This is a genomic window from Hominisplanchenecus sp., from assembly GCF_046967715.1.
In the GTDB taxonomy this organism is placed as follows: Bacteria; Bacillota; Clostridia; order Lachnospirales; family Lachnospiraceae; genus Hominisplanchenecus; species Hominisplanchenecus faecis.
Genome location: NZ_JBKVNQ010000002.1, coordinates 14,129 through 29,169, shown reverse-complemented (window position 1 = coordinate 29,169; position 15,041 = coordinate 14,129). Strand labels below are relative to the sequence as shown.

Sequence of the window (15,041 nt, the reverse complement as noted above, 5' to 3'; positions counted from 1 at the left end):
GTGATCATGAAGAAAAGAAAGTTTAGCAGATGGATTCTGCTTCTGTGCTGCCTTTTTATTCCGGCATTTACAGCCGGGGCGAAGGCACCGCTTGGTACACCGACAAGAGAAGTGCTGCTGGATATGGCGTGGGATTGTCTGGAAGAATACAATTTCAGCTGTATCCGTACCAATGCTGTTGCAGTAAGCAAAGCAACACAAATAATGTCGGAAAAAGAAGAACAGACGGAGACGCAGCAAGTGGAAACAGAACAACAAACGGAAGAGCAGAGCAGCGAGACATCGTTTGATGTGACGCAGTATATTTTTGTCGGAGATTCCAGGACGGTCGGCATGCATGAAACAGTCGGAGATTCCGGCTGCGTGTGGATCGGTCAGGTTTCAGCGGGATTATCCTGGTTTCAGGATACTGCCGTTGGAGAGATTGATGAGTCAGTGACGCAGGGATCTGTGATCATTATCAATATGGGAGTCAACGATCTTGGAAATGCATGGGGATATATTGATCTTCTGAAAGAGAAAATTCCTCAGTGGATGGAAAAAGGAGCCGAAGTCTACTATATGTCGGTAAATCCGGTAGAAAATCATCCGTATATTTCCAATGAGGATATTGCGAATTTTAACAATATTCTTTATAATAATCTTCCGTCAGAGACTGGTTGGATAGAGACAAATTCCTATCTGCTGGAGAGTGGATATTCCACACAGGACGGCGTACACTTTGATGCGGAAACGTATCAGAAAATATTTAATTATACAATGGAAGTGCTGTCTGGATTCGGACGACAATAAAAATGTCTGGAGGAAATGAAAATGGGTGTTTTAAGTGGTTTAAAACCGGAAAAAGTATTTTATTATTTTGAGGAGCTTTGTAAAATTCCACATGGTTCCTATCATACAAAACAGATTAGTGATTATCTGGTACAGTTTGCAAAAGAACGTAACCTGGAGTGCAGTCAGGATGACAGCAACAATGTTGTGATCCGCAAAGCAGCATCCGCAGGATACGAAGATGCACCAGTCGTTATTTTGCAGGGACACTGTGATATGGTCTGCGAAAAAACAGCAGATTCCACACACGACTTTGAAAAAGATGGCCTGGATCTGATGATCGAAGGCGATTATGTTACTGCGAACGGAACAACACTTGGCGGAGACGACGGAATTGCAGTTGCATATGCACTGGCAATCCTTGATGATGATACATTGAAACATCCGGCACTGGAAGTGGTTATCACAACAGATGAGGAAGTAGGACTTCTCGGAGCAAAAGCTCTGGACTGCTCACAGCTGAAAGGTAAATACCTGATCAACATGGATTCCGAAGAAGAAGGATATCTGTGGGTAAGCTGTGCAGGCGGACTTTCTGCAATCACAACGATTCCGGTCAGATATCAGGAGGTAAGCGGAGAAAAATATGAGCTGGTTATTTCCGGACTGAACGGCGGACATTCAGGAGCAGAGATTGATAAAAACAGAGCAAACTCCAACAAACTGATCGGACAGGCTTTATTTACACTGGAACAGGATATCCCGTTCTGCCTGACAGCACTGGAAGGCGGCACAAAGGACAATGCGATCCCGAGACTGTCAAAAGCTGTTTTTGTTGCAGATAAAGAAGCAGAAGAAGCAATTTTTGCTGCAGCAGAGAAACTTCAGAATGACTGGAGAACGGAATATACCGGAACCGATGAAGGCATTACCGTGACTGTGAAAAAAATCGGTGAGACAACCGAAAAAGCTCTGGAGCAGGTAAGTCAGGAAAAGATTATTTTCTTCCTGGTACAGGTGCCATATGGCATCCAGAAAATGAGCGGTTCCATCGAAGGACTGGTAGAGACATCTATCAACCCTGGTATTCTGATGCTAAACGAAGAAGAATGCAAAATTGTCAGCAGTGTGCGAAGCAGCATTGACAGTGCAAAAGATGCACTGACTGCAAAGGTTTGCTACCTCAGCGAATTCCTGGGCGGAGACTGTGTAACAGAGGGCGACTACCCGGCATGGGAGTACCGCAAAGAATCCAAACTGCGTGACATTATGGTAGATTCTTACAAAGAGCTGTTCGGAGACGGACCGGAAGTAAAAGCGATCCATGCAGGTCTGGAATGTGGTCTTTTCTATGAGAAGATCGAAGGTCTGGATGCAGTTTCCTTTGGACCGACCATGAAGGATATCCATACAACAGAAGAAGTTCTTTCCATTTCTTCTACCGCACGTATGTGGGATTATCTGGTAAAAGTGCTGGAAAATATTAAGGCATAAATTATAACTGTTTTATACAGAATGAAAAATCAGGCAGAGGCAAAGGAGAAAGCCTATGAGGGATAAAGTAAGAAAACATTTTTATTTTTCCGGAGATGTGCAGATGGTAGGATTTCGTTATCAGGCGAAGTATGCTGCCGATGATCTCGGACTGACCGGATGGGTGTGCAACCTTTGTGACGGAAGGGTCGAGATGGAAGTACAGGGACGGGATTCTGATATAGACCGCCTCCTTGCCCGCCTCTATGAAGCCAGATCCATACGGATCACAGACATAGAAGCAAGGCGTATGCCGCTGCAGCCAGGTGAAAAAGGATTTCGTGTAACAGGTTATTAAAGGGTGAAAGTAGCTGTAAAGATACAGAACAGTTACGGGTGAGAAAAGAAAACGTCAGGTGTTCATGCAGATTTGATAAAGATGGTTGTAAACAGACAGTCATCTGGTAATGATAAGAGTACAGAATTACTATGCAAATTGTATCCGAAAAAGAAAGGAAAATAAAAATGGATAAAAAAGAATTTGCTTTAAATCAGCATGAAAAATGGAATGGAAAAATCGAAGTGATCAGCAGAGCAAAAATTGAGACACCGGAAGATCTGGCAGTGGCCTATACACCGGGAGTTGCAGAACCTTGCCTGAAGATTGCAAAAGACGTTGATTTGTCTTATAAGTATACAAGAAGAGGAAACCTGGTGGCTGTCGTAACGGACGGCACAGCAGTACTCGGACTTGGAGATATCGGACCGGAAGCAGGTATGCCGGTTATGGAAGGAAAGTGTGCTTTGTTTAAAGAATTTGGCGATGTGGATGCTTTTCCACTTTGCATTCGCAGCAAAGATGTAGACGAGATCGTCAATACGGTGGCACTTCTTGCCGGAAGTTTCGGAGGCATCAATCTGGAAGATATTTCTGCACCGAGATGCTTTGAAATTGAAAGAAAACTAAAAGAACGCTGCGACATTCCGGTATTTCATGATGACCAGCATGGAACGGCCGTTGTAACAGCAGCAGCACTGCTGAATGCACTGAAGTTTACCGGAAGAAAAATCGAAGATATTAAAGTAGTTATGTCCGGTGCAGGAGCAGCCGGAAGTGCGATCATCAAACTGCTGATCGAGCTTGGATTGAAGAATGTTATCATGTGCGACCGCAAGGGTGCCATCTATGAAGGCAGAGAAGGTCTGAATGAAGAAAAAGCAAAGATGGCAGCGATCACCAACAGAGAAAAACAGGCAGGAAGCCTCGCTGACGTACTGAAAGGTGCAGATGTATTTATCGGAGTATCCGCACCGGGAACCGTAACGGAAGAAATGGTAAAGACCATGGCAAAAGATCCGATCCTTTTCCCTATGGCAAATCCGGTTCCGGAAATCATGCCGGATCTGGCAATGAAGGCAGGAGCAGCCGTAGTCGGTACCGGACGCAGTGACTTCCCGAATCAGATCAATAACGTACTGGCATTCCCAGGAATCTTCCGCGGTGCACTGGATGTACGTGCAAAAGATATCAATGATCCGATGAACGCAGCGGCAGCACATGCGATCGCGAACCTGATCGATGAAAGTGAACTGAGGGCAGATTACATTATTCCGGATCCATTTGATCCGAGAGTAAAAGAAGCAGTATCTGCGGCAGTTGCAAAAGTTGCAAGAGAAACAGGAGCAGCAAGAATATAAAAGAACCGGAAAAAATGGTTACAGTTCTGTGATACAGAGGGCAGAAATATCTGCCTTGCATATGAGCCACAAAACGAGCATATAATCACACCAGAAAATCGAGGTCTGTGGAGGACGAGATGGATGGCAGATTATCATCGTTTTGTGGCTTATATTTATGAATATGTAAATGGAAAGAAGATGCAGAATACAGGGTTTGCAAAAATAGAACTGCGAAATGCCATTTGCCGCATCCAGATACATATTCAAAATATAAGAATGCTGGATGGAAAAACAGAAGTATTCGGAATTGTGCGACAGCCAAAAGAGAGCAGAAAAAACAATCCTATTATTCTCCTGATCGGAGAAGGGCAGACACAGGGCAGTGGATTTGACCGGCGTTTTACCGTTCCAGAAGAACCGTTTGTGGAAGAATCCTGTCGTTTTGAACAAGTCTGTGGAATCTATATCAGAAGTCAGAGCGGTAGAAACTGGATGACCGTTTTCGATGATGAGCCAATTGCGATCGAAAATCTTGGGAAACCAGAAGAAATAAAGGCAGAAACAGACGAAGAAAATGTCAAAAAGAGTGAAACGGATAAAGAAGCCGTTGAAGAAAATGAAACAGATAAAGAAAATGTTGGGATTAAGGAAAACGAAAAAAGTGAAAAATCTACAGAGTCAGAAGCTGATCAGGAATTGCAGGAAGAAAATATAAATCTGGATATAACGGAACATGCGAAAGCGGAGCCGGAAATCACAGCAGAAGAGATACAGGAAGAAATATTCTCAAAAGAAGTGTCAGAAGAAATACCAGAAAAAGTATCATTGAAAGATAGATCAGGAAAAATATCGGAAGAAACATTTCAAAAAGAAGTATCAGAAAAAATATCGCAGGAATTACAGGATGCAGTATCACAGAAAGAAAGACCAAAAGAAACAGATGAAGAAATATCACAAAAAGAAACTGCGGGAAAATCTGAAAACGAGAACGAAATCAGAAGTGCAGAAACAGAAAACAAATGTCAGGGCTGCGAGCCGGGAACGGATACCAGATGGAATCGTGCCACAGCACGTTATATACATTTTCAGCCGGTGCAGGATGAAAAGATAGAAGATGCAATTCGCATTCAGCCATCGGACTTAAAAATTCTCTGGCAGAAAGGTCTGCGGCAGGGAAGCAACAGTTTTCTGATGCATGGATATTATCAGCATCAGCATCTGATGATAGGAAAAGGTAAAGAGGGAGGCTATATTCTTGGAATCCCTGGATTTTATGGCGAAAAAAATATGGCAGAAATGTTTGGATTTCCGGAGTTTCGCAGGGCAAAAACAGAGCGGACATCGGAAATAAAAGAACAGACCTTTGGTTACTGGTGCAAAAATCTGATATAAATGTTTTTGTAAAAATATTGTAGACCGCAACATACTAACCGTTTGGCTAGTTCCATTTAAAAATGTTTTCTGTTATAATAAAATGATGATGGGGTCAAAAATCCCCAACTATGATGCCTGCGGATTGTTCCGTGCGTTGCACTTCCACAATCCTCACCAGTATTCGCATATCGTGGGATTATCATCCCACTTTTATGCTCATATCGGAGCGGGTCCCAAGGTCTTTCATCCACCTATGAGCAAGCTCATGTGGATTTAGACCTTTTGACCCTGGCATCATAAAATCAGCAAATGTAAATTTTGACATTATCTGACAGGAGGAAAAAGAGTATGAAAAAACAATTACTGAGTTTTATGCTTACATTGTGCCTTGTGATGTCGCTTGTTCCAGCGACAGCACTGGCAGAAGAAAACGGGCAGGAAAGCAAGACAGTTATCACAGCCGTTGACGAACTTTTGCAATTTGCAAAAGATGTAAATGCCGGTAAGTACGATAACAGGACAAATGCGGTGGTATCTCTTGAAGCAGATCTGGATCTGACAGGTGTTGAGTGGACGCCGATCGGATGTACCAATGACGAAGGAGATGTTGAACATTATTTCAGTGGTAAATTTTATGGAAACGGTCATAGTATTTCAAATATTGATTATGCTTCAATGTATGGAAAAGAGGATATTGGAGGATTATTCGGATTCCTTGGGGGGGGCGGAAATTTCCGGACTGACGCTCAAAGGGAATATTGATGATGCCGGGGAAGGATATGTATTTTTAGGTACACTTGCCGGATATACGGATGGTGCAAAAATTTCTGATTGTATATCGGAAGTAGTGTTCAATAATCATGACAAGTATATCAACGGAACTTTCGGGTTGTGTGGATATGCAGAAAATACAGTAATAGAATATTGTCAAAATAAAGGTAATATCACAATAACCAATGATGTGAGCAGTTTTTACGTAGGTGGAATTGCAGGAATGGTCATGGGAACTTCGGAAATACGTTACTGTTCTAATTCCGGAGATATAAAGTCTTACGCTCCTCAAACTGGAGGGATCGCAGGTCAGATCAGCGGAACTGCAAAAATTATAAATTGCTGTTCAACCGGTAAACTGACACCACTTGGAAAAGGAATCACGGATATGGGCGGTATTGTTGGTGTGGTTGGCACGAATTCAAAGGACGGCAGTGATAATACAGTCAGCCACTGCTATTTTGGCGGCGAAATTGATCTGACGCAGTATACTGCCACACTTCCGTATAAACGTTTTGGTGCAATCGCAGGAAAAAAAGACAGTTCCGATAAAGCTCTGGCAACTTTTGAAAATAATTTCTTTGCCGAGACGGAAAATGTATCTGCCTGTGCAAATAAAGATGGGGCAGGTACAGCGAAAACGATCGAGTATATGAAAACAGAAGATTTCTATAATGAAATCAGTGCTGCTGGCGGTATCTATCGTTTCAGTCAGGGTGAAACACCGCTTTTGCCGAATGTAAAATATTCCGTTTTCTTTACTGTGACTCCATCTGGACTGACAGGTGCGGTCATAAAAGTAAATGGACAGGAAACGGCAAATTTTGCTGAACTTGAAGCAGGCACTTATCCGGTGGAAATCACTGCTGACAACTGTGAGACTTTAAATACAGAAATTACCATTACAGCTGATACAGCAACCCATACACAAACATTTACTCTGACGTACAAAGACGCAGATTATAAGAAAGTGGATGAAGCGATCGAAAAAGCAAATGCGTTGAAGAAGGACGATTACAAAGACTTTTCAGCAGTACAGGAAGCAATCGATAAAGTGATACGTGGAAAGAATATCACGGAGCAGGCGGAAGTAGACCAGATGGCAAAAGCAATCGAGGATGCAATCGCAGCACTGGAAAAAAAGCCGGTTGAGACAGAGGAATCACAGACGCCGGAGACACCGTCTCAGGTTCCGGATCAGAATAAGATAGGTATTTTTACATACCGCATAACCGGAAAAAATACTGCAAAGATGATTACCAGTACAGTGAATGGTGAAAAAAAGAAGAACCTGAGAATTTTCAGTACAGTAAAACTGAATGGAAAAAAATATAAGGTTACATCCGTAGCAAAAAATGCACTGAAAGGAAATAAGAAGGTAAGAACTTTGGTTGTTGGAAAAACAACGGAAAAGATTGGTAAAAGTGCATTTCAAAACTGTAAAAATCTGAAGAAAATTATAATTAAAAGCAAGAACCTGAAAAAGATCGGAAGCAATGCTTTCAAAGGTATTTCAAAGAATGCTGTTGTGAAAGTTCCGAAATCAAAAAAGAAACTTTATACAAAATTGCTTCGAGCAAGCGGATTACCAAAGAGTGTAAAAATTAAATAAAAGAAATATGCTCGGAATAAAAATAAGTGCCTGTGACGTTTTTGGATTATAAAATGTCACAGGCATTTTTGTATAATGAAAAACAGATTAAAGCACTTAATGTTGAGACAGTAAAACGGAATTTAGATGTGCCCAAAATTATTTACTTGATATCTTTTCCGCGCAATTCCACATTTGGAATTGTCTTTTTAAGAATTTCAATATAACGATGCAGAGATTCTGTATCAGGAGCGTGAAAACAGACATCTGGATTTCTCATGGAAGCAAGAATGTGTTCTGATTCCCGGTAAGGCTGCAGATAATAGCGGCGGCATCCGGACAGCCATTTCCCGAGTTCCTTAAAATCCTCATCACGGTGAAGCTCCGCCACAACGGTCGTGCGAAATTCATAATCTATGCCGCAGGACATAATATATTCTTTTGAAAGATTGATATTTTGCAGAAGTTTCTGTGTGCCTGCAGCATCCGGCTGCAGCCCGGAAACTTTTGCATATTGTTCCGGTTGCGTTTTGATGTCCATGGCAATATAATCAAGAAGATGATTTTCATAAAGAAAACGAAGCATTTCCGGATTTGTTCCGTTTGTATCCAATTTCACAAGATATCCAAGAGCTTTGATCTTTGATATAAAATCCGGAAGTTCGCGATACAGCGTAGGTTCACCGCCGCTGATACAGACTCCTTCGAGAATACCGCTTCTTTTTTTCAGAAAGGCAAGCACTTCTTCTTCGGAGATGGAAGGTTCATTTTCCGGCGAAAGGACAAGGTTTCCATTCTGACAGAAAGGGCATCGCAGGTTGCAGCTGCCCAGAAAAACAGAAGCAGCGAGATGCTCCGGGTAATCTAATAGAGTTAAAGTGATAAAACCATGAATATTCATAAAAACCTCCTGGAATTAAAATTGCAAAAAATCAATGTATACACAGCGATTCTGTCAGGCAAATATTAGCCAGAGATGACCGGAATCGCATGCTAAGTCTCACGTGCGTTCGACTTGAATTTGTATAAAAAATGATATTTTCAGTATACCACATTTACAGAAAGGCAAAAGAAAAATATGACAACAGACGAAAAATATATGAAGGAAGCCATCCGACAGGCGAAAAAAGCAAAAACACTGGATGAAGTTCCGATTGGCTGCGTGATCGTTTATGAAGATAAAATTATCGCACGTGGTTACAATCGCAGAAACACCGATAAAAATACACTTTCCCATGCAGAACTCAATGCGATCAGGAAAGCAAGCAAAAAACTTGGTGACTGGAGACTGGAAGGATGTACGATGTACATTACGTTAGAACCATGCCAGATGTGTGCCGGGGCAATCGTTCAGGCGAGAGTATCTAGGGTAGTCATCGGAAGCATGAATCCGAAGGCTGGCTGTGCCGGTTCCGTTTTAAATATTTTGCAGATGGATCGCTTCAATCATCAGGTGGAACTGACAAAAGGAGTTCTTCAGGAAGAATGCAGCACCATGCTGAGTGAATTTTTTAAAGAGCTGCGGGAAAAAAAGAAAGTTAAATTTACTTAGATTTTACACATATCCGCAAACTGTCTTTACATAACACCTGTATACTGCCAAATGATAAGACTTATCAATAAAAGAATCAAAATGCATTTAAAAAGAGCCTGTGAAGGCAGAGGAGAATAAAAAATATGAAGAAAATGAAAGCTTTGCAGATCATCGCTGCAGCAATGGCAGTAACAGTAGCAGCAACATCAGCACCGGTCAATGTTTTTGCATATGGAGAGACAAGTGCAAGCAGCACATTATTTACAGATACACAGAATATTTCAGATTATGCCACCTGGAAAGATAATGTCTGGAATAAAAAAGACGATCAGGGAAATCTTACCGGAGAAGGTGAATCCTATGATTCATCAAGAATTATCTTAACACCTGGTAAGACAGCAAAAGATCTGGGATTTGCATGGTACAGCCAGAAAAAGGGCGAGCCGGCAGTAAAAATCGGAAAAAAAGAAGATTTGAGCGATGCACAGGAATTTAAAGGAACGGCAACGGAGATCAATCGTTCGAATCAGAAAAATACATATAAAGCATCTAATAAAGTTACGGTTGAAGGACTTTTTGAAGAAAATACAACCTATTATTACAGTTATACCGATGATGTAAAAAATCCAAACTGGAGTGAAGTTCAGTCCTATACAACAAAAAAGACAACAAACTTTCAGACAATTCTCGTAGGTGATCCGCAGATCGGAGCATCCGGCTCACAGGGTCAGGGAACTGCCGATGATATCAATATTGCAGTAGATACCTTTAACTGGAATAAAACCCTGGAACAGGCAAAGATCACAGCACCAAATGCAAGCTTTATTCTGTCGGCAGGAGACCAGATTGACTATGCAGGAACAGACAGTTCAGATGGAAAGAATGTCAGAGAAAGCGAATATGCAGGATTTACTTATCCGGCACTTTTGAGAATGCTCCCGCTGGCAACGACCATTGGTAATCACGAGAGCAAAGGAACCGATTATAAATATCACTACAATAATCCGAATTCAGAAGACGGACTTGGAAGCACAAACTCTGGTTCTGACTATTACTTCAGCTATGGAAACGTACTGTTTATCAGTCTGAACAGCAACAACAGAAATACCGTTGAACACAGAGAACTTCTGAAAAAAGCAGTGGAAAGCAATCCGGATGCGAAATGGAAAGTTGTTATGTTCCATCACGACATCTATGGTTCCGGTCAGCCGCACTCTGACACAGACGGAGCAAACTTAAGAGCACTGTTTGCACCGCTGATGGATGAGTTCGGTATTGATATGTGCTTAACCGGACATGATCATTCTTATGCAAGATCCTATCTGATGGCAGACGGAACAGCGATCCAGTATGATGATTCTGTAGCGATCAATCCGGAAGGAACACTTTACATTGCGGCTGGTTCTGCATCAGGAAGTAAGTTCTATAAACTGGCAACCACAAAACAGTATTACATCGCAGAGCGTTCCAACACACAGATTCCGACATTCTCAACCATTGATTTTTCGGATGAATCCATCGTTATCAAAACATACGATTACAATGGAAACAAATATGCAGATGATTATACACTTTACAAAACAGGCGAAAAGGTTTCCATGAAGGATCTGATCGCACAGGCGAAAGAAATCAAAAACGATGGTTATACAGAAGCATCCTGGAATAAACTGCAGAGCGAAATTGCAGCAGCCGAAGACCTGATGAAATATACAGCAGAGGATAAAGGTGCAGTACAGCTGGCAGCCGTATATGATAAGACGAATGATGCAGATAATGCAAATGATATGCTGAATTACTATGGCTATGCTCAGGGTGATTATAAGCGAGGCGACAGCACTGCTTTAAAAGCCGGATTCTCAACTTTACTGGACAAGACTATGGATATGCAGCTGCTCATTGCAAAGAAAAAATTTGAAAATCAGTATGACAGTCTTCTGGAAGCAAAAGTAAATCTGCAGAAAAAAGAAACAAACAAAAATGACAATAACAACAATAATAACGGCAACAATACAGACAACAACGTAACGCCTGCTGCAACAGCAAAATTACAGCTGAAAGCAGGAAAGAAGACAGTAAAAGCAGGTTCAACTATTGCTTTAAAGAAAGGCAAAACGGTACAGCTCAGCCTGACCATCAACGGTGTTACAGGAAAGAACGTAAAATACAAAACTTCAAACAAAAAAGTTGTAAAAATTTCCAGTACAGGAAAAATGAAAGCTGTGAAAAAGAGCAAAAAGAAAGTAAAAGTAACGGCTTCCTTTGGAAAGCAGAAGATTACATTTAAAGTAAAAACAAAATAATTTTCAGATGAAACACATAAGATGTGAGGTGGCTTTCGACTTTACAGGCGGCGGGCCACAAAGCAAATGGTTGCAGAACTGAACTATATTAAAACAGAGGATTCGGAAAATGAAAAAATATTCAAATGCAATATTTGTGGTTTTCCTCATAATCTTCGCAGCGGGACTTTGGTTATTTAATTCCAATATAACCAGAGTTCCTTTGCTTTCAGATGATAATTTTTATTTTGTAAAAGCAAAAGTTGTTGAGGTTGTAGAGGATAACACAGTAAACAAAGAAGTCAATGGCGGAAGCCAGAATGTGAAAGTAGAGATCACATCAGGAAAATATAAAGGAAAAATATGCGAAGCAAACAACATGAATGGTTATCTTTACGGAACTTATTGCAAAAAGGGAACGAATGTGATCGTGCAGCTGAGCAGTTATGGCGATGAACTGTCAGGAAGTATTTATGGCTATGACAGAGGTAATTTTATATGGCTGATCGTTGCAGTTTTAGGAGCGGCATTATTTCTGGTTGGAGGAAAACGTGGACTGAAATCTATGCTGGCACTTGTTTTTACCTTTATCTGCATTATTTACTTATACATTCCGCTGATGTACATAGGTGTCTCTCCCTTCCTGGCAGCAGTCGCAGTGGTGATCGTGGTGACGATTGTTTCGATTTATCTGATCTGCGGAAGTACAAAAAAAGGAATCTGTGCTATGACGGGAACGATATCAGGCGTACTGATCGCAGGCATATTTGCGACAGTATTTGGAAAAATAACCAGAATCACAGGTTATAACATTGAAGATATCGAAACGATGGTGTATGTGTCTCAGAACAGTAAACTTCAGATAGGCGGAGTACTGTTTTCCGGTATCCTGATTGCATCTCTTGGAGCAGTCATGGATGTTGCAGTTTCTATTTCCTCGACAATAGAAGAAATCCATAATAAAAGACCGGAGCTGACGGCGAAAGAACTGTTTAAGTCAGGGATACATGTGGGAAAAGATATGATGGGTACCATGTCAAATACACTGATCCTCGCATTTACCGGAGGAGCGATCAATACGATGATCTTAATTTATGCATACATTATGCCGTACCTTCAGGTAGTAAATATGTATTCGATCGGTATTGAAGTAATAAAAGGAATTTCAGGAACATTGGGGATTGTACTGACTGTGCCGATCGTGTCTGTGATATCGGCGAAAGTATACAGCGGAGGTTTTAGAATGTACAAATGAATGTTATAAAAAAATAGTTGTGTAAAATAGCACGCCATAATGATTCGAAAACAATCTCCTGACACGCTGCGTTTCCTGTTCGGTTCGCTCGTGTGTTAGCCGCCCTTCGCCTAAACTCGCCTCTTCGAGGCTCAGACAGCGGCTCTTTGGGGCGGCAACATCGCAAACCTCACGACGGAAGCCTTGCTACCGTCAGAGCGATTTGTTTTCGAATTCATCATGGCTGTATTATTTTACGCACCATATTTTACAATGCAGTTCGTCTGCACATTGCCAAAAGCTCCTGGCCTGCCAGTGAGTGCTTAAGCGAAAAGCTTTCTCAAGCCAAAATACAGAACATGAAAAAGCAGAAGTAAAGTAACGAAAATTTGCCGCCGTCACTGTGCCTCTGCTTTTTTACTATCTTGATGCGGAACGTTTTGATTCTAAAAACTTTCTGCGTGCACCAGCGTGGCAAAAGGCTGTTTCCTGCCAGCGTGTAAAATATGATATGAAGTGTTTTTAAAAACTATGGCTGTTCAAAAACGTACGGCAATGTGCAAAATGAACAATTCCCAAGAAGGCACTTTTACGTGCCCTTCGGGGAATTCGTTCATTTGCACATGCAATACTGTTCATTTGCAAACAGTATTTTAAAATGTGCGGCATTTCCATTCCTTACATCTGCCAGGAAACCAACGGTAAATTTTTATTCCGGTAAAAACAGTTTTGTGGAGTCGTTTCCGTCAGAAGCGGAATTATCGCTGCCATCACTGCTGCTTCCATCTGAACTTGTCTCAGAGGAAGTTTCGCTCTCGGAAGAAGTCTCACTTTCAGAGGAAGCGGTTGTATTTCCATCTGAGCCGGATGTGCTGTTTGAATCCGTGGTATTTGCGGAGTCAGATGTACTGTTTGCATCGGAATTATCTCCGGAAATGCTGTTTCCGATCTGATTGCTCAGTTCTTTGACTTTTTCTTCGATTCTGGTCTTCTCACTGTCTTCGGCCGGTGTCGGCTGATAGTTGTTGAATGTGCTGTCGGAAGAAATCGTGCAAGGAATGATGGAATTCGTTGTTTGGGTCAGCTCTTTGCCTGCACTGAAAGTAAAGGTCGGCTGGAAAATAACGGTATCCATGTCGTCCGGGTACATATTTACACCATCGCAGAAGCTTCCCAGGCTGTAGAAGATCGTTCTTCCATTATAAACTTCCATACCCTGCAGAACGTGAGGATGATGTCCGACTACCAGATCTGCCCCTGCATCAATCGCTGCGTGTGCCAGTGTTGTCTGGTCGCTGTCTGGTGTTGTCTCGCCGTTCGCTCCCCAGTGGAAATTTACGATGATCAGGTTTGCACCCTGTTCTTTTACTGCATTGATATCATTTGTCAGCTGTGTCCTGCACTCACTTACCTGTTTGTCAATGGCAGATATACCGACAAGTCCGACCTTGATGCCTTTGATCTCAAGAACAGAGGTATCGTCGTTGCCAAAAGTCGTGATCCCTGCGTCTTTCAGAGTGGTCTGTGTTTCGGTCAGACCGGCGGTTCCGTAATCTTCGGTGTGATCGTTGGCAAGGTTGACAGCCTCGATCGAACTGTTAGAGAGTGCGGAAACATAGGAAGGATCGCCTTTATAAACATCGCTCTTGCTGGCTGAATTCTCAGCGGTTGTCAGTGCACCTTCCAGGTTGATAATGGAAAGATCATCCCCTTCCAGGTAAGATTTCACATTCTGGAAGAAATAATCAATACCATATACGGACTGATAAGCATCAAAATTGTTGTACTGGTCAGAATCCGGAGCAGAGCCAAGAGTGCAGTCACCCATCAGGCTGATCGTGATGCTTGTCTCAGCAGCAAGTGTTTCTTTCGGTGTGGCAGACTCGGTTCCGGTCTCGGACTGAGCTTCGGTTGATAACGTTTCTTTTTCTGCTTTTTTGTGTTCACTGACTGGCGGTATTTTATCAAAAGCCAGCAGTAAAAAAATCAGGGCGGCACAGGCGAAAACACCGAAAAAAGCGATGTTTAGGTACAGCTGCTGCTGTTTGTTACTGCCCCTGTCAGCATTGTGGTTTAATTTGTTTTTATCCATGACTTTGCCCCTTCTGAAAACTTAGTAACTCCCATGGCTGGTTGCTCTATGGTGATTATAGAGGAAAAACAAGAAAAAGTAAACCGTGAAAAAAGAGTGAAAGCAGTTCTTTTTACAAAAGAGCAGAGATTCTTCTTTGATGCCATGAAAAAAGTAATGGGAGTTAAAACAGGAAGGCAGTAGAAAATATACAGGTGTCTTGACACGTGCAAAGACCAGTAGTATAATGTCGTTCATGGCAA

The 15,041-nt window shown here is 41.9% G+C and carries 13 protein-coding genes; 11 read left to right on the top strand and 2 right to left on the bottom strand.

What is annotated here, in order from left to right; all coding sequences use genetic code 11:
• The first annotated feature begins 6 nt into the window (after positions 1 to 6).
• The 7 genes from ACLTL4_RS00405 (at position 7) to ACLTL4_RS00375 (ending at position 7,681) form a co-directional block, all read left to right on the top strand.
• Positions 7 to 792, top strand: a complete 786-nt coding sequence (locus ACLTL4_RS00405) for an SGNH/GDSL hydrolase family protein (protein WP_173865993.1) — start codon at positions 7 to 9, stop codon at positions 790 to 792.
• Between the two features lie 21 nt (positions 793 to 813).
• Positions 814 to 2,265 carry an aminoacyl-histidine dipeptidase gene (locus tag ACLTL4_RS00400; RefSeq protein ID WP_173895741.1) on the top strand — a complete coding sequence of 484 codons (1,452 nt, stop codon included), beginning with the start codon at positions 814 to 816 and terminating at the stop codon, positions 2,263 to 2,265.
• Positions 2,266 to 2,320: 55 nt separating this feature from the next.
• Entirely contained in the window at positions 2,321 to 2,602 is a 282-nt protein-coding gene (locus ACLTL4_RS00395; RefSeq protein WP_022118148.1) for an acylphosphatase, read from the top strand.
• A 167-nt stretch (positions 2,603 to 2,769) separates the two neighbouring features.
• Complete coding sequence (locus ACLTL4_RS00390) at positions 2,770 to 3,942, top strand: NADP-dependent malic enzyme (RefSeq protein ID WP_022118149.1); 1,173 nt, start codon at positions 2,770 to 2,772, stop codon at positions 3,940 to 3,942.
• Between the two features lie 123 nt (positions 3,943 to 4,065).
• On the top strand, positions 4,066 to 5,316 hold the full coding sequence (locus ACLTL4_RS00385) for a hypothetical protein (RefSeq protein ID WP_412320138.1): 1,251 nt from the start codon (positions 4,066 to 4,068) through the stop codon (positions 5,314 to 5,316).
• 330 nt (positions 5,317 to 5,646) lie between these two features.
• Complete coding sequence (locus ACLTL4_RS00380; protein ID WP_173882145.1) at positions 5,647 to 6,060, top strand: hypothetical protein; 414 nt, start codon at positions 5,647 to 5,649, stop codon at positions 6,058 to 6,060.
• On the top strand, positions 6,014 to 7,681 hold the full coding sequence (locus tag ACLTL4_RS00375; RefSeq protein WP_173882146.1) for a leucine-rich repeat protein: 1,668 nt from the start codon (positions 6,014 to 6,016) through the stop codon (positions 7,679 to 7,681). Before ACLTL4_RS00380 ends, ACLTL4_RS00375 begins: the two co-directional genes overlap by 47 nt.
• A 142-nt stretch (positions 7,682 to 7,823) precedes the next feature.
• On the opposite strand, the gene ACLTL4_RS00370 is transcribed toward ACLTL4_RS00375, so the two are convergent.
• Positions 7,824 to 8,561, bottom strand: coding sequence for an anaerobic ribonucleoside-triphosphate reductase activating protein (locus tag ACLTL4_RS00370; RefSeq protein ID WP_412320137.1), 738 nt, complete (start codon positions 8,559 to 8,561; stop codon positions 7,824 to 7,826).
• Positions 8,562 to 8,738: 177 nt separating this feature from the next.
• Here ACLTL4_RS00370 and tadA point away from each other — a divergent pair, with 177 nt between their 5' ends.
• The 3 genes from tadA (at position 8,739) to ACLTL4_RS00355 (ending at position 12,728) form a co-directional block, all read left to right on the top strand.
• A complete protein-coding gene (gene tadA, locus ACLTL4_RS00365; RefSeq protein WP_412320135.1) occupies positions 8,739 to 9,212 on the top strand; it encodes a tRNA adenosine(34) deaminase TadA in 474 nt (157 codons plus the stop codon).
• Positions 9,213 to 9,337: 125 nt separating this feature from the next.
• Positions 9,338 to 11,494 carry a purple acid phosphatase family protein gene (locus ACLTL4_RS00360; protein WP_226911758.1) on the top strand — a complete coding sequence of 719 codons (2,157 nt, stop codon included), beginning with the start codon at positions 9,338 to 9,340 and terminating at the stop codon, positions 11,492 to 11,494.
• A gap of 202 nt (positions 11,495 to 11,696) precedes the next feature.
• On the top strand, positions 11,697 to 12,728 hold the full coding sequence (locus ACLTL4_RS00355) for a YibE/F family protein (protein ID WP_412320134.1): 1,032 nt from the start codon (positions 11,697 to 11,699) through the stop codon (positions 12,726 to 12,728).
• A gap of 688 nt (positions 12,729 to 13,416) precedes the next feature.
• On the opposite strand, the gene ACLTL4_RS00350 is transcribed toward ACLTL4_RS00355, so the two are convergent.
• Positions 13,417 to 14,799, bottom strand: coding sequence for a CapA family protein (locus ACLTL4_RS00350; protein ID WP_412290944.1), 1,383 nt, complete (start codon positions 14,797 to 14,799; stop codon positions 13,417 to 13,419).
• A 48-nt stretch (positions 14,800 to 14,847) separates the two neighbouring features.
• On the opposite strand from ACLTL4_RS00350, the gene ACLTL4_RS00345 reads away from it, so the two are divergent.
• Positions 14,848 to 14,982 carry a hypothetical protein gene (locus ACLTL4_RS00345; protein WP_264297096.1) on the top strand — a complete coding sequence of 45 codons (135 nt, stop codon included), beginning with the start codon at positions 14,848 to 14,850 and terminating at the stop codon, positions 14,980 to 14,982.
• The last annotated feature ends 59 nt before the right edge of the window (positions 14,983 to 15,041 follow it).

What these genes read in the sequence shown, in the direction of transcription:
- ACLTL4_RS00405 (WP_173865993.1), top strand. Translation starts at nt 7, where the DNA reads ATGAAGAAAAGAAAGTTTAGCAGATGGATTCTGCTTCTGTGCTGCCTT.
- ACLTL4_RS00350 (WP_412290944.1), bottom strand. Translation starts at nt 14,799, where the DNA reads ATGGATAAAAACAAATTAAACCACAATGCTGACAGGGGCAGTAACAAA.
- ACLTL4_RS00390 (WP_022118149.1), top strand. Translation starts at nt 2,770, where the DNA reads ATGGATAAAAAAGAATTTGCTTTAAATCAGCATGAAAAATGGAATGGA.
- ACLTL4_RS00380 (WP_173882145.1), top strand. Translation starts at nt 5,647, where the DNA reads ATGAAAAAACAATTACTGAGTTTTATGCTTACATTGTGCCTTGTGATG.
- ACLTL4_RS00360 (WP_226911758.1), top strand. Translation starts at nt 9,338, where the DNA reads ATGAAGAAAATGAAAGCTTTGCAGATCATCGCTGCAGCAATGGCAGTA.
- ACLTL4_RS00370 (WP_412320137.1), bottom strand. Translation starts at nt 8,561, where the DNA reads ATGAATATTCATGGTTTTATCACTTTAACTCTATTAGATTACCCGGAG.
- ACLTL4_RS00345 (WP_264297096.1), top strand. Translation starts at nt 14,848, where the DNA reads ATGGTGATTATAGAGGAAAAACAAGAAAAAGTAAACCGTGAAAAAAGA.
- ACLTL4_RS00385 (WP_412320138.1), top strand. Translation starts at nt 4,066, where the DNA reads ATGGCAGATTATCATCGTTTTGTGGCTTATATTTATGAATATGTAAAT.
- ACLTL4_RS00395 (WP_022118148.1), top strand. Translation starts at nt 2,321, where the DNA reads ATGAGGGATAAAGTAAGAAAACATTTTTATTTTTCCGGAGATGTGCAG.
- tadA (WP_412320135.1), top strand. Translation starts at nt 8,739, where the DNA reads ATGACAACAGACGAAAAATATATGAAGGAAGCCATCCGACAGGCGAAA.
- ACLTL4_RS00400 (WP_173895741.1), top strand. Translation starts at nt 814, where the DNA reads ATGGGTGTTTTAAGTGGTTTAAAACCGGAAAAAGTATTTTATTATTTT.